Below are 25,932 nucleotides of genomic sequence, written 5' to 3' on the forward strand. Positions count from 1 at the left end.
AGGGGCCGCGCACCGTGATGGCGCGCAGCCCCTCCGATCGTCGCGGGGATCAGCGCAGGCCGAAGCCGCCGCCCTCCTGCCCCGGACGGCGCCGGCGCAGGTACCGCTCGAACTCCGCGGCGATCTTGTCGCCGGAGACCTCCTCCATGGTGACGTCGGTTTCGGCGTCGCCACGCTCTTCGAGGCCGCGGACGTACTCGGCGATCTCCTCGTCCTCGTCGGCCATCTCGGTGACCGTGCGCTCCCACTCCTCCGACTGCTCCGGCAGCGCGCCCAGCGGGATCTCGACGTCCAGGACGTCCTCCAGCTTGTGCAGCAGCGCCAGCGTCGCCTTCGGGGACGGCGGGTGCGAGACGTAGTGCGGCACCGCGGCCCAGATGGACACCGCCGGGATGCCGGCCTGCACGCAGTAGTCCTGCAGCACGCCGACGATGCCGGTCGGGCCCTGGTAGTTGTTCAGCTCCAGCCGGAACTGGCTCGCCGTGTCCTTGTCGTACGCCGTCCCGGTGACCGGGACGGGCCGGGTGTGCGCGGTGTCCGCGAGCAGGGCGCCGAGCGTGACGACGGTGGCCACGTCGAGCTGCATGATGTGCTCCAGCAGCTCCGCGCAGAACGCGCGCCAGCGCATGTTCGGCTCGGGGCCCTGCACGAGCACCACGTCGTGGTCGAGGCCCTCGGGGCGGCAGACCGACAACCGGGTGGTCGGCCAGTCCACGCGGCGGGTGACGCCGTCGACCATGCGCACTGTGGGCCTGCTCACCTGGAAGTCGTAGTAGTCGTCCGGCTCCAGCTCGGCCAGCGGGGTGGCGTCCCAGTTGAGCTGCAGGTGCTCGACCGCGCGGCTGGCCGCGTCACCAGCGTCGTTCCAGCCTTCGAAGGCCACCACCATCAGCGGGCGGTTCGGTTCCGGGCGGGCGCGATCCGGCTCGGGGGGTCGCTGGGTCTCGTCGACGGGCTCACTCACCTGACCAGCCTACGACCCTGCGCCCGTACGCTGTGCAGCATGTCCGACCGCAGGCCGTGACCGGATCGAAGACCACACTTTCCGGGCGGGCCGGCACCCGGCGTGGCGCCGCCGTGGCGCCCGACAAGACTAGGAGACACCTGTGACTGCACCGTCCTCTTCGGACGGATTGGCTGCCGTCCTGTGGGACATGGACGGCACCCTCGTCGATTCCGAGAAGCTCTGGGACGTCGCGCTGTACGAGGCCGCGGAGATGCTCGGCGGGCGGCTCAGCGAGGAAATCCGGCTGACGCTGGTGGGGTCCAACATGGACGCCACCTCGACCGTGCTGCTCGAAGCGACCGGTCGTCCGGTCACGCCCGAGTCGGTCGCCGAGACCGGCGAGTGGATCCGGCGGCGCACCGCGGGGCTGTTCGACGACGCGCTGCCGTGGCGCCCGGGCGCCCGCGAGGCACTGGCCGCGGTGAAGGCCGCGGGCGTGCCGTCCGCGCTGGTCACCTCCACCGAGCGGGCCCTGACCGAGCTGGCGCTGAACACGATCGGGCGCGAGTTCTTCGCCGTCACCGTCTGTGGCGACGAGGTGGACGGGCTGAACAAGCCGCACCCGCGCCCGTACCTGAAGGCCGCCGAGCTGCTGGGCGTGCCGGCGGAGCAGTGCGTCGCGGTGGAGGACTCGCCGCCGGGCGCGGAGTCGGCCGAGTCGGCGGGCTGCACGGTGCTCGTCGTGCCCAACGACGTCGACGTCCCGCCGGGGGAGCGGCGGGTGTTCCGCGGTTCGCTCGTGGGCGTCGACGCCGCCACGCTCGCCGGGCTGCGGAGCCTGGTGTGACGCGGGCGTCAGCCGGGTCACCCGGGGCGGCGGACGCGCACGCGGGGTGGAAGGATCTGCAGACCGTGAAGACCTTCGATGAGCTGTTCGCGGAGCTTGCCGAGCGCGCGCGTACCCGTCCCGACGGGTCCGGCACCGTCCTGGCCCTGGACGCCGGAGTGCATGCCCAGGGCAAGAAGGTGCTCGAAGAAGCGGGCGAGGTGTGGATCGCCGCCGAGCACGAGTCCGACGACCGCCTGGCCGAGGAGATCTCGCAACTGCTGTACCGGGTCCAGGTGCTGATGCTCGGCCGGGGGATCTCGGCCGAGGACGTCTACCGCTACCTGTGACGCGCTCGCGCACCGGAGACCGAGGAGAGACCGAAATGCTGCGTGTTGCCGTGCCGAACAAGGGAGCCCTCGCCGCCACGGCGTCGGAGATGCTCGGCGAGGCGGGCTACCGCAGGCGGCATGAGCAGCGCGACCTGACGGTCCTCGACCCCGTCAACGAGGTCGAGTTCTTCTTCTTGCGCCCCAAGGACATCGCCATCTACGTCGGGTCCGGCGACCTGGACCTCGGCATCACCGGCCGGGACCTCGCGCTCGACTCGGGCGCGCCGGTCACCGAGGTGCTCGCGCTGGGCTTCGGCGGCTCGACCTTCCGCTACGCCGGCCCGGCCGGCCAGGAGTGGAAGCCCGCCGACCTGCACGGCAAACGCCTGGCGACGTCGTACCCGCGGCTGGTCCGCGAGGACCTCAAGCGCCACGGCGTCGAGGCCGAGGTGATCCGCCTCGACGGCGCGGTGGAGATCTCGATCCAGCTCGGCGTCGCCGACGCGATCGCCGACGTGGTCGAGTCCGGCCGTTCGCTGCGCCAGAACAACCTGGTGGCCTTCGGCGACCCGATCTGCGTGTCCGAGGCGGTCCTGCTGGAGCGCGAGGGCAGCGCCGCGTCGAAGGCGAAGTCGCAGGTGGCCGCCCGGTTGCGCGGGGTCGTGTTCGCGCAGCAGTACCTGATGCTGGACTACGACTGCCCGCGCGGGATCCTCGAGCAGGCCATCGCCATCACCCCCGGCCTCGAGTCGCCCACCGTCGCCCCGCTCGCGGACGACAACTGGGTCGCCGTCCGGGCCATGGTGGCGCGCAAGGCGGTCAACCAGGTGATGGACGAACTGGCGGACGTCGGCGCGAAGGCCATTCTCGCCTCGGACATCCGGTCCTGCCGCCTCTGACCGCGCTCGCCGGATCCGCCGCGCGTCAGCCGAGCTGATCGCGGCGGCGGGTCAGCGCGGCGGTCTCGGCGGTGTTGCCTGCCAGCTCGATGGCTCTGTCGTACGCGGCGCGTGACTGCCGGCTTCGGCCCAGACGGCGAAGCAGGTCGGCCCGGGTCGCGTGGTAGGCGTGATAGCCGGCCAGTTGGCCGTCGAGCCGGTCGACGGTCGCCAGTGCCACCTGAGGGCCGTCGATCTCGGCGACGGCGATGGCCCGGTTGAGTGCCACGATCGGTGACGGGTCGAGGTGGGCGAGCTGGTCGTAGAGGGCGAGGACCTGTGACCAGTCGGTGTCGCCGACGTCGCGGGCGGAGGTGTGCACGGCATTGATCGCGGCGAGGATCTGGTAGCGGCCCGGGGGTGTCCCGGCGGCGGCCGCGGCGAGGCGTTCGCGCACCAGCCGGTGCCCCTCGGCGATCAGCACGGTGTCCCAGGCCCCGCGGTCCTGCTCACCGAGGGCGACCAGTTCGCCGTCGGCCGAAATCCGGGCGCTGCGGCGGGCTTCGGTGAGCAGCATCAGCGCCAGCATCCCGGTCACCTCGCCGTCTTCCGGCAGCAGCGCGCGGATCAGGCGGGTGAGGCGGATCGCCTCGGCGGTGAGGTCGTGCCGGACGGGATCGGTGTCCGGGCCGGTCGCGAGGTAACCCTCGTTGAAGACGAGGAAGAGGACGGTGAGCACCCCGGACACGCGGGCCGGCAGGTCCTCGGCGGACGGCACGCGGTAGGGGATGCGGGCCGCCTTGATCTTGGCCTTCGCGCGGGTGATCCGTTGCCCCATGGCGCTTTCCTGCATCAGGAAGGCGCGGGCGATCTCGGGCATGGTCAGGCCGGCGACCATCCGCAACGTCAGCGCGACGCGGGTCTGCAGCGCCAGCGCCGGGTGACAGCAGGTGAAGATCAGCCGGAGCCGGTCGTCGCCGACGGCGCCGTCGGGCTCGGGTGGGTCGTCGTCGTGCCTGGCCCGAGCCTCCTTCTGCTTGTCGTCGCGCTTGTTCTCGCGCCGGATCCGGTCGATGGCCTTGCGGTTGGCGGTGGTGGTCAGCCAGGCGCCGGGGTTGGGCGGCAGGCCGTCGGCCGGCCACCGCTCGACGGCGGTCGCGAACGCCTCGGCCGCCGCTTCTTCGGCGATGTCGAGGTCGCCGAACCGCCTGGTCAGCGCGGCCACCACCCGGGTCCACTCCGCGCGGTGGACCCGGGCGATGGCCTCCCGGACGTCGGCGCTGCTCACCGGAACGGGCGGACCTCGACCTTGCGGTTGCAGGCTTTCGAGCCTTCGGCGGCGAGCTTGAGCGCCACGTCGAGGTCGTCGGCGTCGATGATCCAGAAGCCGGCCAGGTACTCCTTGGACTCCAGGAACGGCCCGTCGGTGATCAGCGCCTCCCCGCCCCGGTTGTCGATGACCGTGGCCGAGCCGGGGGCGCCGAGCCCGCCGGCGAAGACCCAGTGGCCCTCGGCCTGGAGCCGCTCGTTGAACACGTCGATCGCCGCCTGCTCCTCCGCGTCGGCGAGGCTGGGCTGGTCGTGGATCACGGAAAGCAGGTACTGCATGCTCATCTCCCGTGCGGTGGACGGTTCACTTGCCGGCGTACCGCGCTCGCATCCGTTCCTGCGGTCCTCTTCCGACGCGCCGCCGTTTCCCCGCGCCACTCCGGCGACGGTGACCTGCGTGATGGTCGTCAGCTTCATGGTCGCGGTTCCCTGCTGCTCAGGGGTTTTCCGGCGCGGCCGAGTTCCCGAGTGGACGGTCAGCGGGGCCGTTGCGGGCGCTTGGGCATCAGGTCGTAGAGCTTCTTGCGGGCGCCGTTGTCGTTGACGTTGCGGGCCACCGCGACCTCGGAGATGAAGTCCTCGAAGACGAACTCGTCGTCGGCCGGGACCTCGGTGGGGCCGGGGTTCTGGGCGAGGTAGCCGTCGAGCGTGTCGGCGATCTCGCGGAACGACAGGGCTTGCAGCGTCTCCGGCGCGTACGTGGTGACCGGGACGCCGTGGGCGGCCGCCTCGTTCATCACCACGCCGAGCGGGACGTGCGAGAGCATCGGCACGCCGAAGTTGTACATCTCCTGCAGCGCCGCGGCCGCGTAGTGCGAGATGGGCCGCCGGTAGAGGCCGGGCACGATGCCGTACCAGGCGAGCGGCGAGCGGCCGGTGGTCTGCTCCACGTAACGCACCTGGTCGGCCAGCAGCCGCATCGCGCGGATGCTGGTCTTGTCCGGCTGCACCGGCACCAGGATGCCGTGCGAGGCCGCGAGCGCGTTGTTGGTCAGCACGTCGAGCGCCGGCGGGCAGTCGATCACCACGTGGTCGTAGTGCGCGAACTGGATCACCCGGGCGAGCTGCCAGCCGGGCACGCGGAACTGGTCCAGCCGCCGGATCAGGTCGAACATGCCCGGCGAGGTCGGGATGACGTCGAACGCGCCGCCGCGGCCGATGTTGCTGCGCGGATGCGGCACGGCCAGTTCTTCGATCGAGCCCTTCCACAGCTTGGTCAGCGCCTTCGCCAGGCTGGGCATGTCCGAGGCGACCTCGTCCAGGCCGAGCATCTCGGTGGTGGCGTGCCCCTGCGGGTCGAGGTCGATCAGCAGCACCCGCCGGCCGCGCTCGGCGAGTGCCGCGGCGGTGCCGACGCTCAGCGAGGTCTTGCCGACCCCGCCTTTCTGGTTGACCACCGAGGTGATCTGCATGCCGGAGCGCTCCCTTGTCGGTCGTTCCGCGAAGGCTATTGGATCCGGGGCGGGTCCGCGCGGTTATTCGCCTCCGGCCTGTCGCGGACGGACGAGCAGGGCCTGCGCCCCCGTGCCGACCGGACCGGAACCGTCGTGCAGGGTACTCGTGGCCGTGCCGATTCCGTGTGGGCCGACCAGCGTAACCGCGTCGAGCCCCATCCATTCGCCCTCGGGCTCGCGGCGCAGGTGGACGGTCAGCTCCGAGTTGATGAACCACCAGTCGCGCGCCGGGAGGAAGTGCGACACCCCGTTGCCGGAGTCGGCGATCGCGAACAGCCGCTGCAGCCCGGTCGGCTCCTCGCCGTCGACCAGCGGGATCCGCTGCCGGCCCCAGACCGCGGCGGGCCCGGGCGCGGAGATCCCGCCGCGCACCGCGCGCCACTCGATGGCCTGCAGGTAGCCGCCGGCCCAGTCGTCCGGGAACGCCGTCTCGGTGCCGGCCTCGGCCGAGGGCAGCAGCGGCCCGGCGTCGGTGGCCACGGCTTCGGTGCCGGTGGTCGCGATCCGCCACGCCGAAGCCCGGGCGACGACCCGGCCCGCGGCGGACAGCTCCGACTGCAGCAGCTCGACCGAACGGCCCGGCCGCTCCACCCACGACCGCTGGTCCAGCTCCGCGACCGGTGCGGGGCCGAGTATCTCGACGGTCACCCGCGCCAGCAGCGACGGGTGCGGTGCCTCGATCCGCTCGAGCCCGCGCACGAGCAGCGCCGACGGCGGGCCGAAGTGCTGCGCGCCCGGCGCCCACGGGCCGCTGGTGTGCTCGGTGGCGGCGTACCGCTCTTCGCCGAGTGGCGCGTAGAAGGCGTCGGCCATCAGTCGGCCCGGTCCAGTGCGGTCTCTTCGCCCGCGTCCGGTTCCGGCCAGCCCGGGTACTCCGGGGGCGTGCCGCCGAACTCCGGGCAGTGCGCCTGGTGATCGCACCACGAGCACAGCTTGCCGGGGTTGGGCCGGAAGTCGCCGGTCTTGCCCGCCTTGAGGATGGCCTGCCAGATCGCCTCCAGCGTCCGCTCGAAGCGGACCAGCTCCGCCTCGTCCGGCGTGTACGCGAGGGACTGCCCGTCGGTCAGGTACATCAGCTTCAGCTGCCGCGGCACCACGCCGCGCAGGCGCCAGAGCACCACGGCGTAGAACTTCATCTGGAACATCGCCTTGGCCTCGCCGATCTCGCGCGGCGCGGCCCCGGTCTTGTAGTCCACCACCCGGATCTCGCCGGTGGGCGCGACGTCGACCCGGTCGATGTAGCCGCGCAACAGCACCCCGGAGCCGAGTTCGATCTCCACGTGCAGCTCACAGGCCTCCGGCTCCAGCCGGCGCGGGTCCTCCAGGCCGAAGTACGAGTCGAGCAGCTTTTCCGCGGACTGCAGCCACTTGCCGGTCTCGTCGTCGTCTTCGCCCTCGAACAGCTCCGTCCATTCCGGACTGCCCGCGGACAGCTCGGCCCAGGTGGGCTCGATCAGCTCTTTCGCGCGCGGCGGGACGCGTTCGTCCGCGGGCAGCGCGAAGAGCCGCTCCAGCACGGCGTGGACGAGCGTGCCGCGCAGCTGCGCCCGCGTGGGCACCTCCGGCAGCCGGTCGACGGCCCGGAAGCGGTAGAGCAGCGGGCACTGCTTGAAGTCGCTCGCGCGGGACGGCGACAGCGCGGGCCGCCTGCGGACGGGCGCGCCACCGGCCTCGGGGGGAGTGGTGACCGTAGCGGTGTCGGGCATGGCCAGAGCGTAACGCCGGGCACCGACACTTCCGCTCGCGCGACTCGCGGGGCACGGCATGAGGACCGCCACCATCGTGGGCCGGCCCGGCGCCACCGGCTCGCGCCGGGCGGGAAAAGCCAGGCTGGGCCACCGGCCGGGAACGGGGGGAGGGCTGGGGCCGCAGGTCTGGCGGGAGGCCCGGATGAGGGTGACTGCGGTGGGTGTGGGGCGTGTCGGGCCTGGGGCGGGCCGGGCTGCGGTGGGTGTGGGGCGTGTCGGGCCTGGGGCGGGCCGGGCTGCGGTGGGTGCGGGGCGTGTCGGGCCCGGGGCGGGGCCGGGATGCGGTGGGCACCCTGGGCTGCGGTGGGCGCGGCGTGTCGGGCCTGGGAGCGGGTCGGGCTGCTGTGGGTGCGGGGCGTGTCGGGCCCGGGGGCGTGTCAGGCCAGGGGAACGGGCCGGGCTGCCGTGGCCGTCCCGGGCTGCGGTCGGCGTGTCGGGCCTGGGAGCGGGGCCGGGTTGCCGTGGCAGCAGACCAGGAAGCCCCCGCACCCGGCCTGGCCATCGCCATCGAGCTACCGACAGCCGCCCCCCGCCCCGAACGGCTCTGACCGGCCGGAACCGGCGACACCACTCGTCCGCGCGGGGCGGATAACCGCCTTCCCACACCCTGCCCTTTACTCTTGCCCGCATGGCCGCAACCCGTCAGCACAGTGCCCGGCCGCCCCGGCGGGCCGCCAGCGGCGACGGCGGGCTGCTGCTGTTCCGCGTCGGCGGGGTCCCGGTCCTGCTCGCGCCGTCCTGGTGGATCGGCTCGGCCATCATCGTCGTGCTCTACGCGCCGCTGGTCGGCCGGTTGCTGCCGGACGCGTCCACGCCGATGTCGTGGCTGCTGGCGGCCGCGTTCGCGGTGCTGCTCGGGCTCTCGGTGCTCGCCCACGAGCTGGGGCACTGCCTGGTCGCGCTGCGGCTCGGAATCCCGGTGCGGCGGCTGCGGCTGTTCCTGCTCGGCGGACTGTCCGAAGTGGCGCGGACCCCGCGCAAGCCGGGGCAGGAAGGGCTGGTCGCCGCGGCGGGCCCGGCCGTTTCGCTGGTGCTCGGCGGGTTCTGCGCGCTGCTGCTGCTCGCGGTGCCGCCGGACGGCGCGGTGTGGCTGCTGATCGCCGAGTGCGCCGTGGCGAACTTCGCGGTCGGGCTGTTCAACCTGCTCCCGGGACTGCCGCTGGACGGCGGGCGCCTGGTGCGCGCCGGCGTGTGGGCGGCGACCGGGCTGCGCGCCAAGGGCACCCGCGCCGCGGTGGCCGGCGGCGCGCTGGTCGCGACCGCGCTGATCGTGTGGGCGCTGTGGGGTCTGGCGACCGCGAGCGAGGACCGCTGGCTGCGCCTGGGCGTCTGCGTGGTCACGGCGTGGTTCGTCATCCTGGGCGCCCGCGCCGAGCTCGTCGCCGAGGCCCGGCGGAGCTGGCCGGACGGGCTGGAGATCACCGAGCTGGTGCGGCCGGTGCTGCAGCTGCCCGCGGAGAGCCCGGTGTCCGACGCGCTCGCCGCGTCCGCCGGCCGCGGCGTAGTGCTCGTGCGGGCGGACGGAGTCGCGGCCGGCCTGCTCGACGAGCAGGCCGCCGAACAGCTCGCCGCGGCCAATCCGCATGCGCCCGCGGAGCTGGCGGCCGAGCCGATCCGCGCCGAGACCGTGCTGCTGGCCTCCGAACCGGGCGAGGAGATCGCCGAGCGGGTCCGCGAAACCCCGGCGTGGCAGTTCCTCGTGGTCGACGACGAAGGCCGGCCGGCCGGGGTGCTGCGCCGGGACGATCTCCGGGCCGCGCTCGTGCGCGATCGCCGCGGGTACTGACCCCAGCCGCGGCCCGCGCGGGCGACCTGGGAAGATCTGACGCCAGCGTTTCGCGTGAGGGTGGAGGACGAAGTTGTCGGTCAGCGGACCGTTCAGTGTGGGTGACCGGGTTCAGTTGACGGATTCGAAGGGCCGCCACTACACCCTGACCCTCGCCGACGGCGGGGAGTACCACACCCATCGCGGCGCCCTCGCCCACGACGACCTGATCGGGCTGCCCGAGGGCTCGGTGGTGACGTCCGCGGGCGGCAGCACCTACCTCGCGCTCCGGCCGCTGCTGCCGGACTACATCCTGTCGATGCCGCGCGGCGCCCAGGTGATCTACCCCAAGGACGCCGCGCAGATCGTCATGTTCGGCGACATCTTCCCCGGTGCGCGCGTGCTGGAAGCGGGTGCCGGGTCCGGCGCGCTGACCTGTTCGCTGCTGCGCGCGGTCGGCCCGGCCGGGCGGGTGTCGTCGTACGAGATCCGCGACGACCACGCCGAGCACGCCGAGCGCAACGTGGTGAAGTTCTTCGGCGGGAAGCCGGACAACTGGTCGCTCACCGTCGCCGACCTCGCCACGCACACCGGCGAGGTGGACCGCGTGGTGCTGGACATGCTGGCGCCGTGGGACCAGCTGCCGAACGTCGCCGCGCACCTGGTGCCGGGCGGCGTGCTGACCGTCTACGTGGCGACGGTGACCCAGCTGTCCCGGGTGACGGAGTCGTTGCGGGAGCAGCAGTGCTGGACCGAGCCGGAGTCGTGGGAATCGCTGGTGCGCCCGTGGCACGTGGTCGGCCTGGCGGTGCGGCCGGACCACCGGATGGTCGCGCACACCGCGTTCCTGCTCACCGCGCGGCGGCTGGCGGACGGCACGGTGTCCCCGCGGGTTTCGCGGCGGCCCAGCAAGGGCAAGGGCTGAACCTCAGCCCGGCACGCACCAGCGGCCGTTTTCACGGTGCATCGGGAAGGGCGTCTGCTTGCGGCCGCCGGTGCCCTCGACGTGGATGTTCACGCTGGCCGAATCACCGTCGACGGTCGGCGCCTCGGGCAGGGTGACGGCCATCGGCCCGGCCGCGTCCCAGCGCTTCTGCAAGGCGGACAGCGCAGCCGAGGTCTGCGGACGGCAGGTGAGGGTGCCGAACTTGGTCGCGTCCCGGCGCTGGATCGCGTCGGCGATGGCGTGCGCGAGGACCGTGACCGCGGCGACGTCGGCATCCGGCGCCGGAGTCGTCGAGGTGGGGCGCGCGGCGGTCGTCGTCGAAGGCGGTGATGCCGGGGGAGCGGCAGCGTCGTCGGGGCCGGCGGGGGCGACCAGGAGCAGCCCGATCACCACCCCGGCCACGAGCGCGCCGAGCAGGGCGAGCCCGGCGGTGAGCCGTCCGCTCACCGCCGGGGTTTCACTTCTTGTCCGCTTGGGCGTCCACGAGGCACCAGACGCCGGACTCGCGCTTGGACGTCATGGTCCCGTTCGCCGTCTTCGTTCCCTGCGTGGCCGTGTAGCGCACGGTGGCGCTGTCGCCGTTCTCCTGCGCGGTGCCGGTGAGCTGGACCTGGATGGTCTGGATGTCCACGGCGCCGCCGGAGTAGATGCTGCGGCAGGCGAGCGTCGAGAGCGCCTTGCCGTCACCGGCGCTGAAGTCGGCCGCGGCGGCCTGGAACAGCTCCTGTGACGACGCCTTGCCGCCGGGCGCGGGACCGGTGCCGCCGGCCCCGGTCGCCGGGGCGGACCCCGAACTGGACGGCTGGGTCGGCGAGCTGCTCTTCGGCTGGCTCGGCGCGGGGTTCTTCGGCGCGCTCGAGGCCGGCGGCGCGGCGGTGTTCGAGGAGTTGTCGTTGTTGCCGGACAAGCCGATGACGAGCCCGACCGCCCCGCCGACGACGACCACGGCGCCGATCGCGATGCCGATGATCAGGCCGGTTTTCTTTTTTTTCGGCGGGGGCTGCTCACCGTAGCCGCCCTGCGGATAACCACCCGGTTGGCCGTACTGGTCGCCGAATCCGCCCTGCTGGTAGGCGTCCTGCTGCGGGAACTGCTGTGTCCCGCCCGGGTAGCCCGGCTGCTGCTGCGGGCCGGACTGGGGGTAGCCCGGCTGCTGCTGCCCGTAGCCGGGCTGCTGGGGGTAGCCGCCCTGGTACCCGCCGGGCTGCTGGCCGTACTGCGGTCCGGCCCCGGGGTAGCCGGGCTGCTGCTGCGGGCCCGACTGGGGGTAGCCGGGCTGCTGCGGCTGGCCGTACGGATCCGGCTGCTGCCCGTAACCGCCGCCCTGCTGGCCGTAGCCGCCGGGCTGCTGCGGCGGGTAGGTCATGTCTGTGCCCCCTAGCTGCTGCGCGTCGAGACCCGGCCACCAGGTGTGGTGAGGTCGCGGCCGATGCTAGCCATCGGCGGCCGGATCCGTGCGCCGAGGCCGGATCTGGGCCGAAAACAGGGTTCGACGGGCAGCGTGGCGGGTATCTCTGTGCTGCTCGCTTTCGCCTGGTGGAACACGGCGTGTCGCGGTCCGGTGCCCGGGCACCGAAATGGCCGCTTGCGCTGCGGTGGCCACCGTGCTGGGCGGGCGGAGAAGACGCGACGCGCCGATCTTGTAATGCGGAAAGGCCTTTTCTTGTCGGTGATCGCCGGTACCGTGGAATGAAAAGCACTCCGAGGAGGTGCCCAATGCATCATGACCTTCCCGGAGGTCGGCGCGAGGAGGCCGACCCTTCAGCAACGAGCGGAGCAGGGCAGCCATCGAACGAGGAAGCCCGGCAGATTCGTTTTCTCGAGGAGGAAGTGGCGCTGCTGCGCCGCAAACTGACCGATTCGCCGCGACAGAACCGGGTTCTCGAACAGCGCCTCGCCGAGGCGTCGGAGCGGGTGAGCCAGCTCACCGAGCGCAACACCAAGCTGGTCGAGACCCTGCGTGAAGCACGGGGACAGCTGCTCGCCCTCCGCGAGGAGGTCGACCGGCTGGCCCAGCCGCCCAGCGGCTATGGCGTGTTCGTGGCGGCGTACGAGGACAACACGGTGGACGTCTACACCTCGGGCCGCAAGATGCGGGTCTCGGTGTCGCCGGCCGTGGAGGTCTCGTCGCTGCAACGTGGCCAGTCGCTGCGGCTCAACGAGGCGCTCACCGTCGTCGAAGGCGGCGGCTTCGAGCGCACCGGTGAGGTGTGTTCCCTGCGTGAGGTGCTCGCGGCGGAGGTGGAGGGCGAAAGCCTTCGCGCACTCGTCGTCGGGCACGCGGACGAGGAGCGGGTCGTCCTGCTCTCCGATCTGCTGGCCGAGCAGCCCCTGAAGCCGGGGGACTCGCTGCTCGTCGACTCCAAGGCCGGGTACGCCTACGAGCGGGTGCCCAAGGCCGAGGTCGAGGACCTGGTGCTGGAGGAGGTGCCGGACGTCCGCTACGAGGACATCGGCGGCCTCAGCCGGCAGATCGAGCAGATCCGCGACGCGGTGGAGCTGCCGTTCCTGCACGCCGACCTCTACCAGGAGTACCAGCTGCGGCCGCCGAAGGGCGTGCTGCTGTACGGCCCTCCGGGCTGCGGGAAGACGCTCATCGCCAAGGCGGTGGCCAACTCCCTGGCCAAGAAGGTGGCGCTGGCCCGGGGCGACAACGAGGACGGGAAGTCCTACTTCCTGAACATCAAGGGTCCCGAGCTGCTCAACAAGTTCGTCGGCGAGACCGAGCGGTCCATCCGCCTGATCTTCCAGCGGGCTCGCGAGAAGGCGTCCGAGGGCACCCCGGTCATCGTGTTCTTCGACGAGATGGACTCGATCTTCCGCACCCGTGGCTCGGGCGTGTCCTCCGATGTGGAGACCACGATCGTGCCGCAGCTGCTCTCGGAGATCGACGGTGTCGAAGGACTGGAGAACGTCATCGTCATCGGCGCCTCCAACCGCGAGGACATGATCGACCCGGCGATCCTGCGGCCGGGCCGGCTCGACGTCAAGATCAAGATCGAGCGTCCGGACGCCGAAGGCGCGAAGGACATCTTCTCCAAGTACCTGGCCGAAGGCCTGCCGATCCACGCCGACGACCTGGCGGAGTTCGGCGGGGACCAGAAGGCGACGTTCGACGCGATGATCCAGCACACCGTCGAGCGGATGTACGAGGAGAGCGACGAAAACCGGTTCCTCGAGGTGACCTACGCCAACGGGGACAAGGAGGTCCTGTTCTTCCGGGACTTCAACTCGGGCGCGATGATCCAGAACATCGTGGACCGGGCGAAGAAGTCGGCGATCAAGTCCGTGCTGGAGACCAACCAGCCCGGCCTGCGCGTGCAGCACCTGCTGGACGCGATCGTCGACGAGTTCGCGGAGAACGAAGACCTGCCGAACACCACGAACCCGGACGACTGGGCCCGGATCTCCGGCAAGAAGGGGGAGCGGATCGTCTACATCCGCACCCTCGTCACCGGCAAGAACCAGGACTCGGGGCGGGCGATCGACACCGCCACCAACACGGGTCAGTACCTGTAAGAGGCACGGAGCATGTGGGGCCGCCGGTTCGCCGGCGGCCCCACATGCCGTGTCCGGGCCGGAAAATCCCTCAGGGACCGGCGGTGAGCGCGGCCTTCCGGCGCGGCCGGAGCCGTCCGTGCGAGGCCAGGATCCCGAGCACCACCAGGACCGCGCCGACGGGTTCGTTCCAGTGCACGGGCTCGTTCAGCACGACCACTCCGAGCACCACGCCGACCACTGGTGTGAGGTAAGTCACCGCGGACGCGTTGGCGGCTCCCCAGGCGGCAACGATGGCGGTGTTCCACGCGTACGCGACACCTGTCCCGAACACGCCGAGCACGAGCATGCTGAGGACCACGGCGGTGCTGAGGTGGACCGGCGAGGTGGCTACCGCGGGGGCCAGCAGTCCCAGGATCACCGTGGCGAAGCCGACCTGTCCGAACGCGACGGTGACGGGGTCGGCGCCGCGCGGCGACACGAAACGGCGCAGGTAGACGAACGCCGCGCCGTAACAGGTCGTGGCGCCCAGGCAGGCCAGCTGTGCGGTCAGCTCATGGGTCAGGTCGATGCCCTGCCACACACCGACGAGCGTCAGCACACCCGCGAAACCGAGCAGCAAGCCCACAGTCCGCGGTCGGGTGAGGCGCTCCGCCGGGAGCGTGGCGGCGGCGAAGAGCATCGTCAGCAACGGTGTGGTCGCGTTGAAGATGCTGGCCAGCCCGGACGGGATGTACTGCTCCGCCCAGGAGAACAACAGGAACGGCCCCACGCACAGCAGCACCGAGACGACCGCGAGATGGCCCCAGAGCGCCGGGTCGCGGGGGAGTGGGCGCCGTCGTACCACCAGGATCACGGCCAGTCCGAGCGCGCCGAAGCCGGCCCGGGCCAGCGCGACCTGCGCGGGGGAGAGGCCTTCGAGGCCCACCTTGATGAACAGGAAACTGGCACCCCATACCGTCGCCAGCGCGACGAACCGCGCCGTGACACCGAACCGCCTGGGCATGGTCCTCCCGGTCTTCGTGAATTCCAGCCCAGTCAACGGGTCGCCGCGCCGCGGGGCCAGCGGTTTTCGGACCGGACGCCGAAGACCGCTGTATAACGCCCTATACTTCCAGTCGTGAGCTCAGATGACGCAGGTCGGCCGCGCGCGCCGATCACCGAAGCCGACGTCATGGCCTGGCTGGAGACGACGGCGGCCGCCGTCCGGGCGGGGGAGGTGGGCGCGCCGGAGCTGATCGAGCTGCTGGGGGAGCTGCGCCGCGCCTCGGCCGCGTGCGCCGACGCGTCCGACTGGGCACTGCTGGCCGCCCGCGAGGAGGGAGCGAGCCTCCGCCAGATCGCGCCGGTCTTCGGCAAGGGCTACGTCCGCGCCCCGGCCGCGCGACTCGAGAAACTCCACCGCCAAGCCCAGAACTCCGGCCAATGGCTGGCCATCCTCCGGCACAATCAAAGTGTATAACGACCTATACGGCCTCGCGTTCCAGAAAAATCAGTCGTAGTCACCTGACTCAAAAACTCAGCAACGACAAGGGAAGTCATGGATCGCATCGCGGTGGGGCTCGCCGCACTGGGCCGGCCCGCGTACATCAACCTGGGCCGGGACCTGCCGGCGTCACGGGACGTCGCGGCGATGCGGGCCGCCACCCACGCCGTGCTGGACGACGCCTATCGCGCGGGCGTCCGGTGGGTCGATGTGGCGCGCTCGTACGGGCTGTCGGAGGAGTTTCTGGCCGGCTGGCTCGACGAGCGCGGCCACACCGACGTGACGGTGTCGAGCAAATGGGGCTACCGCTACGTCGGCGACTGGCGGTTGGACGCCGACGTCCACGAGGTCAAGGAGCACACGGCGGCGCGGTTCCGCGAGCAGTGGGCGCAGACGCGCGCGCTGCTGGGTGACCGGGTGAGCCTCTACCAGGTGCATTCGCTCACTGTGGACAGTCCGCTGTTCTCGGACGAGCCGCTGATCGAGGCACTGGCTGAGCTTTCCGCGTCCGGGGTCGAGGTGGGGTTCTCGACGTCCGGGCCGGCGCAGGCGGACGCGGTGCGGCGGGCGTTCGGGCTGGAGGTGGCGGGGCGGCCGGTGTTCACGTCGGTGCAGTCCACCTGGAACGTGCTGGAAACCTCGGCCGGTGCCGCGCTCGCGGAGGCGCGGGCGGCCGGGAAACGCGTGCTGGTCAAGGAGACGCTGGCGAACGGGCGGCTCGCGGTCGAGGCTCCGCCGGTGGTGGCGCGGATCGCCGCGGCGCACGGGGCGGGGCCGGACGCGGTGGCGGTCGCGGCGGTGCTGGCGCAGGAATGGGTGTCGGCGGCGGTGATCGGGCCGTCGAGCCCGGCTCAGCTGGCGGCGAACCTGGCCGCCGCGGAGGTCTCGCTGGGCGCGGAGGAGCTGGCCGGGCTGGCTGCGGTCGCCGAGGAGCCGGTCGGGTACTGGCAGCACCGGTCCCGGCTCGGGTGGGACTGAGGGGCTGCACTACCCTCGCTGCATCGCGTTCCGGCTGGGCGGGGCGCGGATCTTGCGGAGGGGCAGCAAGTGCGTCATCGGCAGGTGCTCGCCGTGGCCGCGGTCGCGTTCGTCGGGCTGGCCGGGTGCGGCAATCGGCCCAACAATCTCGAGACGTACTACGACGATCCGGCGCCCGTGAGCGATACGCCCTCGGCCACTGCGGCGCCGCGCCCGCCGGCCGTGCCCGTGGTGCCGAAACCGGACCCGCCAAAGGCGGCGGTCGCGGCGGTTCCGGGCGCGCTGCTGTCCGATGAGGACGTTGCCGAAGAGGGCGTGCACCCGGGTGCGGGCAAGGTCTCGGGCTGTCTCACCGGTTTGGCGCCGGGGGAGCAGCGGTCGGCGAGCTGGGTGTATCCGAGTGGCTCGGTGCTGGATCACCAGGTGACGGCTTATCCGGACCGGTCCGGTGCGGACGTGGTGTCCGGGGCGGACTGCGCGGGGACAGTGCTTTCGCTGCCGGCGCAGGAGGGCGTGACCGGGCTGCGCGCGTGGTGTGAGGGTTCGACGTGCACCGTGCTGGTGGCGAAGGGGAATCTCGTGTCGGCGCTGAGTGTCGCGGCGAGCACGCCGACGAGGGCGGCGGACGTGGCGAAGCGGTTGTTGCCGAAGCTGGTGGCGAAGCTGGTTGCTCAGCGGTAGCGGCGGAACCATTCGAGGACGCCGGCGCGGCCGTCGGGGATGAACGGCCGGGTGGGGTCTTCGACCCAGGCGCGTAGCTGTTCGAGCGGGATCCAGCGGCCCTCGACGATCTCCTCGGGCTGGTGGCGGATGGGTCCGTCCCACCGGACTTCGAAGGCGAAGTTGTGGCAGTGGACTGTGCCCTGGTCGTAGACGAGGGTGAACAGCGGTTCCGGTTCCACTCCGTGGACGCCGAGTTCTTCGGCGAGCTCGCGGCGGGCGCATTCGGCGGGGGTCTCGCCCGCGGCGACCACGCCGCCGGCCCAGCAGTCCCAGGTGGACGGGAAGACGTCCTTGTCCGGGGTGCGGAGGTGGACGTAGACGGATTCGCCGTCGCCCGAACGGACCAGCACGACGCCCGCCGCGTGCCACAGTCCTTCCGCGCGGACGCGGGAGCGGAGGACCTCGCCGGTGGCGCGGCCGGTTCGGTCATAGAGGGCAACGAGTTCGTCACTGCCTGGCATGGGGGCATCGTCGCACGGGTGTACCCCGTAGGGTGGGTGGCATGCGTCGGATCATGGGAACCGAAGTCGAATACGGCATCGCCGTGCCCGGGGACGCCACGGCGAACCCGGTGCTCACCTCGACTCAGGTCGTGCTCGCCTACGCGGCGGCGGCGGACATCCCGCGGGCCCGGCGGGCCCGCTGGGACTACGAGGTGGAGTCCCCGCTGCGGGACGCGCGCGGGTTCGACCTGACGGGTCCGGGCGGCCCGGGGCACGATCCGGACGTGGAGGACCTGGGGGCGGCGAACGTCATCCTGACCAACGGGGCGCGGTTGTACGTGGACCACGCGCATCCGGAGTACTCGGCGCCCGAGGTCACGAACGCGCGGGACGCGGTGATCTGGGACAAGGCGGGCGAGCGGGTGATGGAGGAGGCCGCGCTGAAGGCGGCGACCGTGCCCGGGCAGCCGCCGTTGCAGCTGTACAAGAACAACGTGGACGGCAAGGGCGCGAGCTACGGCACGCACGAGAACTACCTGATGGCGCGGTCGACGCCGTTCACCGCGGTGATCGCGGGGCTGACGCCGTTCTTCGCGTCGCGGCAGGTGATCACGGGCTCGGGCCGGGTGGGGATCGGGCAGCAGAGCGAGGAGGCCGGGTTCCAGCTCTCGCAGCGCGCGGACTACATCGAGGTCGAGGTCGGCCTGGAAACGACGTTGAAGCGCGGGATCATCAACACGCGGGACGAGCCGCACGCGGACGCGGACAAGTACCGGCGGCTGCACGTGATCGTGGGCGACGCGAACCTGGCGGAGTACTCGACCTATCTGAAGGTCGGGACCACGGCGCTGGTGCTGGACCTGATCGAGTCGGGGATCCGGTTCGACGAGCTGAAGCTGGACGAGCCGGTGCGCGCGGTGCACCAGATCAGCCACGACCCGACCTTGAAGGTGCAGGTCGAGCTGGCGAACGGGAAGAAGTTCACCGGGTTGGACCTGCAGTTCGCGTATCACGAGATCGCGGCGGCGAACCTGGAGCGGACGAGCGCGGACGAGGCCTCGAAGGAGGTGCTGCGGGTCTGGGGCGAGACGCTGGACGCGCTGGCGCGGGATCCGCAGGAGTGCGCGGACCGGCTGGACTGGCCGGCGAAGCTGCGGCTGCTGGAGGGGTACCGGGAGCGGGACCAGCTGGCGTGGGGCGCGCCGCGGCTGCGGCTGGTGGACCTGCAGTATTCGGACGTGCGGCTGGGCAAGGGCCTGTACAACCGGCTGGTCACGCGGGGCTCGATGAAGCGGCTGGTGACCGAGGAGGAGGTCCAGGCGGCGATCACGACGCCGCCTTCGGACACTCGGGCGTATTTCCGGGGCCGGGCGCTGGAGAAGTACGCGTCTTCGATCGCGGCGGCGTCGTGGGATTCGGTGATCTTCGACGTGGGCCGGGAGTCGCTGGTGCGGATCCCGACGCTGGAGCCGCTGCGGGGGACGAAAGCGCACGTCGGGAAGCTGCTGGACGCTTCGGCGACGGCGGAGGAGCTGGTCGAGGCCATCACCGGTTCGGACTAGGGCGTCCGGGGGATCGCGGTCGCGGCGTGGCCCCGAATGTCGGGGCCGCTGGGTAGGCTAGGAATCATCAGCCACACCGGGAGGCGAGATGGCGCAGGAGAAGGTCGAGAAGCACGGCGGCGGCGACTCCGACGAGGAGTTCGAGGCGGCCGGAGCGGCGGGTCAGGAACGGCGCGAGAAGCTCGGCGAGGACGTCGACACGATCCTCGACGAGATCGACGACGTGCTGGAGGAGAACGCCGAGGACTTCGTGCGCGCCTACGTGCAGAAGGGCGGCGAGTAGTCGTCTCCCGTGGTCGCCGTCCCCGGGATGTCACGGTGTCACTGTGACCGTGTCGCGGGGCGGTGGTCGCGGGTGCGCGATGGGTTCGTCGGGACAACCACAGCACAGATGGGAACCAAGAGCACGTATGGACAACACCTCCCCTCGCGCGGGGCTTTCCGGTCCGGGTCTGCCTGCCGCGTACTTCTCGCCGGCGTCGTCTTCGTTCGCGGACTTCCTGCGGGACCAGGCGCCTGAGCTGTTGCCGGCGCGCCGGGTGCCGTCGGGGGCGGGCGAGCTGGGCGTGCCGCACGGGACGACGATCGTGGCGCTGACTTTCGCCGGGGGCGTGCTGATCGCGGGTGACCGGCGGGCGACGTCGGGGAACCTGATCGCGAGCCGGGACATGGAGAAGGTCCATGTCACCGACGAGTACTCGGCGGTGGGCATCGCGGGCACGGCCGGGCTGGCCGTGGAGATGGTGCGGCTGTACGCGGTGGAGCTGGCGCACTACGAGAAGATCGAGGGCGTCACGCTGTCGCTGGACGGCAAGACGAACAAGCTGGCCGGGATGGTGAAGGCCAACCTGGACATGGCGATGGCGGGGCTGGCGGTGGTGCCGTTGTTCGTCGGGTACGACCTGGAGGCCGTGGACGCGAAGCACGCCGGCCGGATCGTGTCGTACGACGCGGCGGGCGGCCGGTACGAGGAGAACGCCGGGTACGCCGGGGTGGGTTCGGGTTCGCTGTTCGCGAAGTCGGCGCTGAAGAAGCTGTACGACCCCGATGCGGATGCCGAGGCGGCGGTGCGGTCGGCCGTGGAGGCGTTGTACGACGCGGCGGACGACGACACGGCGAGCGGCATGCCGGACATGGTGCGGCGGATCTTCCCGACCGTGGTCACGATCACCGCGGAGCACGGTGCGGTGCAGCTGCCGGCCGAGGAGACGGCCGCGGTGGCGGAGGCCGTGGTGGCAGGTCGGGCCGAGCGGACGCACCACCGGACGAGCTGAGGCCTGTGATCGCGCTCAGCACTGGACCATCGAACGCCGTTACACCGAGGAACGTGGAGCCGACACCGTGACGATGCCGTTGTATGCCTCTCCCGAACAGCTGATGCGGGAGCGTTCCGAGCTGGCGCGCAAGGGCATCGCGCGCGGCCGGAGCGTCGTGGTGCTGAAGTACCGGGGCGGGATCCTGTTCGTGGCCGAGAATCCGTCGGCGACGTTGCACAAGGTCTCGGAGATCTACGACCGGATCGGGTTCGCCGCGGTCGGCCGGTACTCGGAGTTCGAGAACCTGCGGGTGGCCGGGATCCGGCACGCGGATCTGAAGGGCTACCAGTACGACCGGCGGGATGTGACCGCGCGGGCGTTGGCGAACGCGTACGCGGCGACGCTGGGCAGCATCTTCACCGAGCAGCTGAAGCCGTTCGAGGTGGAGGTCTGTGTGGCGGAGGTGGGGTCGAGCCAGGCCGAGGACCAGCTGTTCCGGCTGACCTACGACGGTTCGATCTTCGACGAGTCGCCGTATGTGGTGATGGGCGGGCAGACCGAGCCGATCAGCACGAAGCTGAAGGACACGGTCGACCCGGACCACGACCTCGAGACCGCGCTGGGCACGGCGGTGGAGGCGTTGAAGGCGACGGTCGCGGCTTCGTCGAACGGCAATGGCGGGGTGCCGGACCAGATCAAGCTGGAGGTCGCGGTCCTGGACCGGGACCGTCCGCGGCGGGCGTTCCGCCGGTTGACCGGTGCGGCGCTGGACGCGCTGCTGCCGGCTCCGCCGGAGAAGAAGGACGACGACGCGAAGGACGAGAAGGACAAGGGCTCCGACGCGAAGGGTGACTCCGCGAAGGAGTGACGGTCGGGTTGTGCCCGGATGGGCCGCGCCGGGTTTTCCCAGGTGCGGCCCGTCTTGCGTTTCCGGGGGAGCTGAGCCTCATCCGGTGCGGGACGGAAAATGGCTTGGTGGTCTCCGTAATCTGAGACGGATCCGAGGGGGGACGTATGTCCGGACTGGAATTCGCGACACTGCGTGAGCAGGTGGCGGCGCTGGGGGCCAGGAGTGTGTCGGCTGCCGAGCTGCTGGAGCTGAGCATCGCGCGGATCGAAGAGCTCGACGAGAAGGTCAACGCCGTGGTGGTGCGGGACTTCGACCGTGCCCGCGCGGCCGCGAAGCAGGCGGACGCGGCCCTGGCGCGGGGTGAGCGCGCGCCGCTGCTCGGGGTTCCGGTGGCGGTGAAGGAATCGATCAACGTCGCCGGCCTGCCGACCACCTGGGGGATACCGGAGGCGGAGGGCTGGGAGCCGGCCGAGGACGCGGTGCTGGTGACGCGGGTGAAGGACGCGGGCGGGGTCGTCGTCGGGAAGACGAATGTGCCGCACCTGCTGCACGACTGGCAGTCCTACAACGACATCTACGGCACCACCAGCAATCCTTGGGATCTGGCGCGCTCCCCGGGTGGCTCGTCCGGTGGTTCGGCGGCGGCGCTGGCGGCGGGGTACGTCTCGCTCGCGCTCGGCTCCGACATCGGCGGGTCGCTGCGGGTGCCGGCGCATTTCTGCGGGGTGTTCGCGCACAAGCCGTCGCTGCCGCTGTTGCCGGGTCGTGGCAGCGTGCCGCCGCGGGTGCCCGCGCTGCCGGCCCCGCCGGACCTCGCCGTGGTCGGGGCGATGACCCGCAGCGCGGCCGACCTGACGCTGGCGACCCTGCTGCTCGCCGGTCCCGACGAGGTCGAGGCGATCGCCTACCAGCTGACGTTGCCACCGTCGCGCGGCGCCGGACTCGGTGACTTCCGGGTGCTGCTCGTCGACAGCCATCCGCTGGTGCCGACGGCGGCGGTCATCAGTGAGGGGTTCGACCGGATCGCGCAAGGGCTCGAAAAGGCCGGCGCCACCGTCGCGCGGCACAGCGAGCTGCTGCCCGACCTGGAGCTGACCGCGAAGACCTATTTGACGCTGCTGGCGTCGCGATTCGGCGTGGATATGCCGCCTGAGGCGCACGAGGCGGCAGCGGCCGCTGTCGCCGACCTTCCACCGGGCACCGACACGGTGCAGGCGATCATGACCCGGGGAATCGTGGCGAGCCACGCCGATTGGGTCCGGGCGGACCGGGTTCGGGTGGGCCTGGCCGACCAGTGGCGGCGCCTGTTCCGGGAGTTCGACGTGGTGCTGTGCCCGAGCTCCCCGACACCGGCGTTCCCCCACGACCACGCGGACCGTTACGCCCGTGCGTTGGAGATCGACGGCACGGCGTACCCCTACGACAGCCATCTGCTCTGGCCGAGCGTCGCCACGCTGACCGGGCTGCCGGCGACCGCGGTGCCGATCGGGCGCTCCCCGGAAGGGCTGCCCTTCGGCATGCAGATCGTCGGCCCGTATCTCGAAGACCGCACCACACTGCGGTTCGCGGAGCTGGTCGAGCAGGAGTTCGGCGGATTCACCCCGCCGCCCGGTTTCTCCTGAGCCGCCGGGGGCGATCGTGCCAGGATCGGTTGCATGCCTTCCGTTTCCGAGAGTTCCGAGCGTTCTGCCGACGAAGCCGTGGTCAACGACTACAACACCTTCGGCGAGGCTTATACGGCCGAAACCGAGACCAGCCTGATCAACGCCTACTACACGCGGCCCGCGATCCTGGACCTGGCCGGGGATGTGGCCGGCCGGCAGGTCCTGGACGCCGGCTGCGGCGCCGGGCCGCTGTTCGCGCAGCTGCGTGACCGCGGCGCGACCGTGACCGGCTTCGATGCCAGCACGAAGATGGTGGAGCTGGCCCGGCAGCGGCTCGGTGAGGACGCGGCCCTGCAGGTCGCCGACATCGCCGAGCCGCTGCCGTTCGCCGCTGGGGCGTTCGACGACGTCGTCGTGTCGCTGGTCCTGCACTACCTGGAGGACTGGACCGCGCCGCTGGCCGAGCTGCATCGGGTGCTGAAGCCCGGTGGCCGGCTGATCCTGGCCGTCAACCACCCGATCATCTACAAGATGGTCCACCCCGAAGGCAGCTACTTCGCGATCGAGAAGTGGTCCGAGGAGTACACCTTCAGCGGCCAGAAGGCCGTGCTCACCTACTGGCACCGGCCGTTGCACGCGATGACGGACGCCTTCACCGCGGCCGGGTTCCGGACCGCCGTCGTCAGCGAGCCGTATCCGGCGCCGGGCGCCCGCGAGCGTTTCCCCGAGACGTTCGGCGACAAGCAAGCGTTCCTGTGCTTCCTGTTCTTCGTCCTGGAGGCGGAGTGACCTTCCCGCTGGAGCCCACTCCGATCCGGGTGCCCGACGCGGTCCTCGACGATCTGCGCGCCCGGCTCGCGTCGACCCGGCCGCCGCTGGACGAGGGGAACGAGGACTGGTCCTACGGCGTCCCGGCGAGCTACGTCGGTGAGCTGGTCGCCTACTGGCGCGGCAGCTACGACTGGCGCAAGTACGCAACCGGCCGCTGAGCGAGGACCAGCCCGACGACGTCCGCGCCCGGATCCTGGAGCGCTGGAACGCCTGGAGCGACAACGGTGGCGACGTCGAGTCCGTCTTCACCAAGGACGACCTGCTCACCCACGCCACGATCTACTGGGTGAACAACTCCATCGCCACTTCGATGCGGTACTACGCCAATGCCAACCGCCACCCCTGGACCCGCGCGCACGACCGCACCCCGGTCGTGGCGGCCCCGGTCGGCCTCACCCTGGTCACCTACGAGAACCCGCCCGGCATCCACTCCGCCGAAGAGCGGGTCCGGGCGTTCAAAGCCGGTCCGCAGGCCGGGTGGTTCAACCACGTCAACGTCACCGCGCACGAGCACGGCGGCCACTTCAGAACCCCGACGTCTGGGTGGGCGACCTGCGCCGCACCTTCCACGGCCGCCGACCTTGACGTTTTTTGGCTAGCACGAAACTTTGGCGAAACCAAAGTTTCGTGCTAACCTGGGTTCATGGTCAAGGAGACAGGGCTCCGGGAGCGCAAGAAGGCGCAGACGCGCCGGCACATCGCCGACACCGCCGCGCGGTTGTTCGCCGAGCACGGTTATGACCAGGTTTCGATCGTCGACGTCGCGCGGGCGGCGGAGGTGTCGGACCAGACCGTCTACAACTACTTCCCGGCCAAGCAGGACCTCGCGTTCGACCTGGCCGAGGAAATCCGTGACCTGTATGCGAAAACGGTCCTCGAACGGCCGGACGGGACGAGCCCGGCCGTGGCGTTGCGCCCCTTGGCCCTCGAGCACATCGAGCGGCATCGCGGCGCCGACCTCGGGCTGGCGCGTGGTGCGCTCCCCGCGCTCTGCGTCAGCAGCCCCACCATCCGCCGGCTGACCCTCGAGGCCTACGACCAGCACGCCGAGGTGATCGCCGCCGCGATCACCGAGACCTGCCCCGACGTCCATCCCGCGATCGCCCGCGCGCACGCGGCCGCACTCGTCTCGGTGTTCCAGCTGCTGTTCGAGCGCATCGGCCACAGCGTCGTGGACGGAACGTCCCCGGCGGCGGTGGCCGACGAACTCACGCCCGCGGTCGAGGCCGTGTTCGACGACCTCGACCGGCATTTCCGGAGCTTCCACGCCCCGGCGGCGGAAGCCACCTAGCCAAGGAGTTTCACCATGCCCACTCCCGTCACGATCATCGGTGCCGGACTCGGCGGCCTCACCCTGGCCCGCGTCCTGCACGTCCACGGAATCCCGGCGACGGTCCACGAGGCGGAGCCCTCCCCGTCGGCGCGTTCGCAGGGCGGGATGCTCGACATCCACGACTACAACGGACAGCGCGCCCTCGAGGCCGCCGGCCTGACGGACGAGCTCCGCGGACTCGTTCTCGAGGGCCGCCAAGCGATCCGGATCCTCAACACGGACGGCACTGTCCTCTTCGAACAGGACGACGACGGCACGGGCGGACGCCCCGAAGTGCAGCGCGCCGATCTGCGGCAGCTGCTGCTCGACTCGCTCCCGGCCGGCACCGTCCACTGGGGACACAAAGTCGGCAGCGTCCAGACCCTGGACGGCGGCGGTCACGAGGTGACTTTCGCCGACGGCACAACCATTGCCGCGAGCCTGCTGGTCGGCGCGGACGGCGCGTGGTCACGCGTCCGGCCACTGCTTTCCGGCGCCACGCCCGAGTACGCCGGCACGACGTTCGTCGAGACCTATCTGTACAACGCCGACACCCGCCACCCCGCCGCCGCCAAAGCCGTCGGCGGGGGAGCGCTGATGGCGCCCGCGCCGGGCCGGGAAATCCACGCTCACCGGGAAAGCGGCGACACCTTGCACGCCTACGTGGCGCTCACTGAGCCCCAGGACTGGTTCGCCGCGATCGATTTCGCCGACGCCGCCGCGGCGACCGCCCGGATCGCGCGGGAATTCGACGGCTGGGCCCCGGAACTCACCGCACTGATCACCGAAAGCGACACCCCGCCGGTCCTGCGCCCGCACTACACCCTGCCGATCGGGCACCGGTGGAACCGCCTGCCGGGCGTCACCGTGCTCGGCGACGCTGCCCACCTTTCGGTCCCCAACGGCGAAGGCGCCAACCTGGCCATGCAGGACGGTGCCGAACTCGGCCAGGCCCTCGCCGCCCACCCCGGCGACGTCGAGGCCGCGCTCACCGCATACGAGCAAGCCCTGTTCCCCCGCAGCGCCGCGGCTTCGGCAGCGGCCGCCGCCGAAGCCGCCAACACTCCCACGCTGGAGGACGCGAAGAACTTCTTCGGCCGGGACGAGCAGACCGCCTGAGGAAACCACCGATCATGGCTGAGCCGCACGGCACGTCCGCGCTTCG

The 25,932-nt window shown here is 71.4% G+C and carries 29 protein-coding genes; 19 read left to right on the plus strand and 10 right to left on the minus strand.

The window, feature by feature from the left end:
• Positions 1–49 precede the first annotated feature (49 nt).
• The gene (locus BMY97_RS05480) at positions 50–964 is read right to left on the minus strand and encodes a PAC2 family protein (protein ID WP_091613430.1); all 915 of its coding nucleotides are present in this window, start codon (positions 962–964) and stop codon (positions 50–52) included.
• Positions 965–1,106: 142 nt separating this feature from the next.
• On the opposite strand from BMY97_RS05480, the gene BMY97_RS05485 reads away from it, so the two are divergent.
• The 3 genes from BMY97_RS05485 to hisG all read left to right on the plus strand — a co-directional run bounded on the left by BMY97_RS05485 (position 1,107) and on the right by hisG (position 3,003).
• Complete coding sequence (locus tag BMY97_RS05485) at positions 1,107–1,793, plus strand: HAD family hydrolase (RefSeq protein WP_245787169.1); 687 nt, start codon at positions 1,107–1,109, stop codon at positions 1,791–1,793.
• A gap of 65 nt (positions 1,794–1,858) precedes the next feature.
• On the plus strand, positions 1,859–2,122 hold the full coding sequence (locus BMY97_RS05490) for a phosphoribosyl-ATP diphosphatase (protein ID WP_091614552.1): 264 nt from the start codon (positions 1,859–1,861) through the stop codon (positions 2,120–2,122).
• 35 nt (positions 2,123–2,157) lie between these two features.
• Positions 2,158–3,003 carry an ATP phosphoribosyltransferase gene (hisG, locus tag BMY97_RS05495; RefSeq protein ID WP_091613436.1) on the plus strand — a complete coding sequence of 282 codons (846 nt, stop codon included), beginning with the start codon at positions 2,158–2,160 and terminating at the stop codon, positions 3,001–3,003.
• Positions 3,004–3,028: 25 nt separating this feature from the next.
• On the opposite strand, the gene BMY97_RS05500 is transcribed toward hisG, so the two are convergent.
• From BMY97_RS05500 to BMY97_RS05520, 5 genes are all read right to left on the minus strand, one after another.
• Positions 3,029–4,270: an RNA polymerase sigma factor gene (locus BMY97_RS05500; RefSeq protein ID WP_091613439.1), complete on the minus strand. Its 1,242-nt coding sequence runs from the start codon at positions 4,268–4,270 to the stop codon at positions 3,029–3,031.
• Positions 4,267–4,590, minus strand: coding sequence for a YciI family protein (locus tag BMY97_RS05505; RefSeq protein ID WP_091614555.1), 324 nt, complete (start codon positions 4,588–4,590; stop codon positions 4,267–4,269). The genes BMY97_RS05500 and BMY97_RS05505 overlap by 4 nt, the downstream gene beginning before the upstream one ends.
• 197 nt (positions 4,591–4,787) lie before the next feature.
• Positions 4,788–5,723, minus strand: a complete 936-nt coding sequence (locus BMY97_RS05510; protein WP_091613441.1) for a ParA family protein — start codon at positions 5,721–5,723, stop codon at positions 4,788–4,790.
• A gap of 63 nt (positions 5,724–5,786) precedes the next feature.
• Positions 5,787–6,578, minus strand: a complete 792-nt coding sequence (locus BMY97_RS05515) for a thioesterase family protein (protein ID WP_091613444.1) — start codon at positions 6,576–6,578, stop codon at positions 5,787–5,789.
• Positions 6,578–7,471 carry a RecB family exonuclease gene (locus BMY97_RS05520; protein WP_091613445.1) on the minus strand — a complete coding sequence of 298 codons (894 nt, stop codon included), beginning with the start codon at positions 7,469–7,471 and terminating at the stop codon, positions 6,578–6,580. The genes BMY97_RS05515 and BMY97_RS05520 overlap by 1 nt, the downstream gene beginning before the upstream one ends.
• A gap of 670 nt (positions 7,472–8,141) precedes the next feature.
• On the opposite strand from BMY97_RS05520, the gene BMY97_RS05525 reads away from it, so the two are divergent.
• Entirely contained in the window at positions 8,142–9,299 is a 1,158-nt protein-coding gene (locus BMY97_RS05525; RefSeq protein ID WP_091613448.1) for a M50 family metallopeptidase, read from the plus strand.
• A 73-nt stretch (positions 9,300–9,372) separates the two neighbouring features.
• Entirely contained in the window at positions 9,373–10,203 is an 831-nt protein-coding gene (locus BMY97_RS05530; protein ID WP_091613450.1) for a tRNA (adenine-N1)-methyltransferase, read from the plus strand.
• Between the two features lie 3 nt (positions 10,204–10,206).
• Here the strand turns inward: BMY97_RS05530 and BMY97_RS05535 are convergent, their stop codons facing one another.
• Positions 10,207–10,671, minus strand: a complete 465-nt coding sequence (locus BMY97_RS05535; RefSeq protein ID WP_091613453.1) for a hypothetical protein — start codon at positions 10,669–10,671, stop codon at positions 10,207–10,209.
• Positions 10,672–10,681: 10 nt separating this feature from the next.
• Positions 10,682–11,590 (minus strand): hypothetical protein, encoded by a 909-nt coding sequence (locus BMY97_RS05540; protein ID WP_091613456.1) that lies wholly within the window; start codon positions 11,588–11,590, stop codon positions 10,682–10,684.
• Positions 11,591–11,940: 350 nt separating this feature from the next.
• Here BMY97_RS05540 and arc point away from each other — a divergent pair, with 350 nt between their 5' ends.
• Complete coding sequence (arc, locus tag BMY97_RS05545; RefSeq protein WP_091613459.1) at positions 11,941–13,743, plus strand: proteasome ATPase; 1,803 nt, start codon at positions 11,941–11,943, stop codon at positions 13,741–13,743.
• 70 nt (positions 13,744–13,813) lie between these two features.
• Here the strand turns inward: arc and BMY97_RS05550 are convergent, their stop codons facing one another.
• On the minus strand, positions 13,814–14,728 hold the full coding sequence (locus BMY97_RS05550) for a DMT family transporter (RefSeq protein WP_091613461.1): 915 nt from the start codon (positions 14,726–14,728) through the stop codon (positions 13,814–13,816).
• 168 nt (positions 14,729–14,896) lie between these two features.
• Here BMY97_RS05550 and BMY97_RS05555 point away from each other — a divergent pair, with 168 nt between their 5' ends.
• The 3 genes from BMY97_RS05555 (at position 14,897) to BMY97_RS05565 (ending at position 16,867) form a co-directional block, all read left to right on the plus strand.
• The gene (locus tag BMY97_RS05555) at positions 14,897–15,184 is read left to right on the plus strand and encodes a hypothetical protein (RefSeq protein ID WP_091613464.1); all 288 of its coding nucleotides are present in this window, start codon (positions 14,897–14,899) and stop codon (positions 15,182–15,184) included.
• Between the two features lie 78 nt (positions 15,185–15,262).
• Complete coding sequence (locus BMY97_RS05560) at positions 15,263–16,186, plus strand: aldo/keto reductase (RefSeq protein ID WP_091613466.1); 924 nt, start codon at positions 15,263–15,265, stop codon at positions 16,184–16,186.
• Between the two features lie 69 nt (positions 16,187–16,255).
• Positions 16,256–16,867, plus strand: a complete 612-nt coding sequence (locus BMY97_RS05565) for a hypothetical protein (RefSeq protein WP_091613469.1) — start codon at positions 16,256–16,258, stop codon at positions 16,865–16,867.
• Here BMY97_RS05565 and BMY97_RS05570 read toward each other — a convergent pair.
• On the minus strand, positions 16,858–17,370 hold the full coding sequence (locus tag BMY97_RS05570) for an NUDIX hydrolase (protein WP_091613472.1): 513 nt from the start codon (positions 17,368–17,370) through the stop codon (positions 16,858–16,860). The two genes, BMY97_RS05565 and BMY97_RS05570, sit on opposite strands and share 10 nt — an antisense overlap.
• Positions 17,371–17,411: 41 nt before the next feature.
• Between BMY97_RS05570 and dop the strand changes: the two genes are divergently transcribed.
• The 10 genes from dop to BMY97_RS05615 all read left to right on the plus strand — a co-directional run bounded on the left by dop (position 17,412) and on the right by BMY97_RS05615 (position 25,886).
• On the plus strand, positions 17,412–18,914 hold the full coding sequence (gene dop / locus BMY97_RS05575; RefSeq protein ID WP_091613474.1) for a depupylase/deamidase Dop: 1,503 nt from the start codon (positions 17,412–17,414) through the stop codon (positions 18,912–18,914).
• A gap of 88 nt (positions 18,915–19,002) precedes the next feature.
• The gene (locus tag BMY97_RS05580) at positions 19,003–19,197 is read left to right on the plus strand and encodes a ubiquitin-like protein Pup (protein WP_091613477.1); all 195 of its coding nucleotides are present in this window, start codon (positions 19,003–19,005) and stop codon (positions 19,195–19,197) included.
• Positions 19,198–19,324: 127 nt separating this feature from the next.
• Entirely contained in the window at positions 19,325–20,188 is an 864-nt protein-coding gene (gene prcB, locus BMY97_RS05585; RefSeq protein ID WP_091613480.1) for a proteasome subunit beta, read from the plus strand.
• Between the two features lie 67 nt (positions 20,189–20,255).
• On the plus strand, positions 20,256–21,038 hold the full coding sequence (gene prcA, locus BMY97_RS05590; protein WP_091613483.1) for a proteasome subunit alpha: 783 nt from the start codon (positions 20,256–20,258) through the stop codon (positions 21,036–21,038).
• A gap of 146 nt (positions 21,039–21,184) precedes the next feature.
• A complete protein-coding gene (locus BMY97_RS05595) occupies positions 21,185–22,642 on the plus strand; it encodes an amidase (RefSeq protein ID WP_091613486.1) in 1,458 nt (485 codons plus the stop codon).
• Positions 22,643–22,675: 33 nt separating this feature from the next.
• Positions 22,676–23,413 (plus strand): class I SAM-dependent methyltransferase, encoded by a 738-nt coding sequence (locus BMY97_RS05600; protein WP_091613488.1) that lies wholly within the window; start codon positions 22,676–22,678, stop codon positions 23,411–23,413.
• Positions 23,410–23,613: an epoxide hydrolase N-terminal domain-containing protein gene (locus BMY97_RS47730; protein ID WP_218156699.1), complete on the plus strand. Its 204-nt coding sequence runs from the start codon at positions 23,410–23,412 to the stop codon at positions 23,611–23,613. Before BMY97_RS05600 ends, BMY97_RS47730 begins: the two co-directional genes overlap by 4 nt.
• Positions 23,614–23,741: 128 nt before the next feature.
• Positions 23,742–24,089 carry a hypothetical protein gene (locus BMY97_RS47735; protein ID WP_218156700.1) on the plus strand — a complete coding sequence of 116 codons (348 nt, stop codon included), beginning with the start codon at positions 23,742–23,744 and terminating at the stop codon, positions 24,087–24,089.
• A gap of 9 nt (positions 24,090–24,098) precedes the next feature.
• Positions 24,099–24,746 (plus strand): TetR/AcrR family transcriptional regulator, encoded by a 648-nt coding sequence (locus tag BMY97_RS05610; protein ID WP_091613492.1) that lies wholly within the window; start codon positions 24,099–24,101, stop codon positions 24,744–24,746.
• A gap of 15 nt (positions 24,747–24,761) precedes the next feature.
• Complete coding sequence (locus tag BMY97_RS05615; RefSeq protein WP_091613494.1) at positions 24,762–25,886, plus strand: FAD-dependent oxidoreductase; 1,125 nt, start codon at positions 24,762–24,764, stop codon at positions 25,884–25,886.
• Positions 25,887–25,932 lie beyond the last annotated feature (46 nt).

Origin of the sequence: Amycolatopsis saalfeldensis (assembly GCF_900110575.1) — a bacterium.
Lineage (GTDB): Bacteria > Actinomycetota > Actinomycetes > Mycobacteriales > Pseudonocardiaceae > Amycolatopsis > Amycolatopsis saalfeldensis.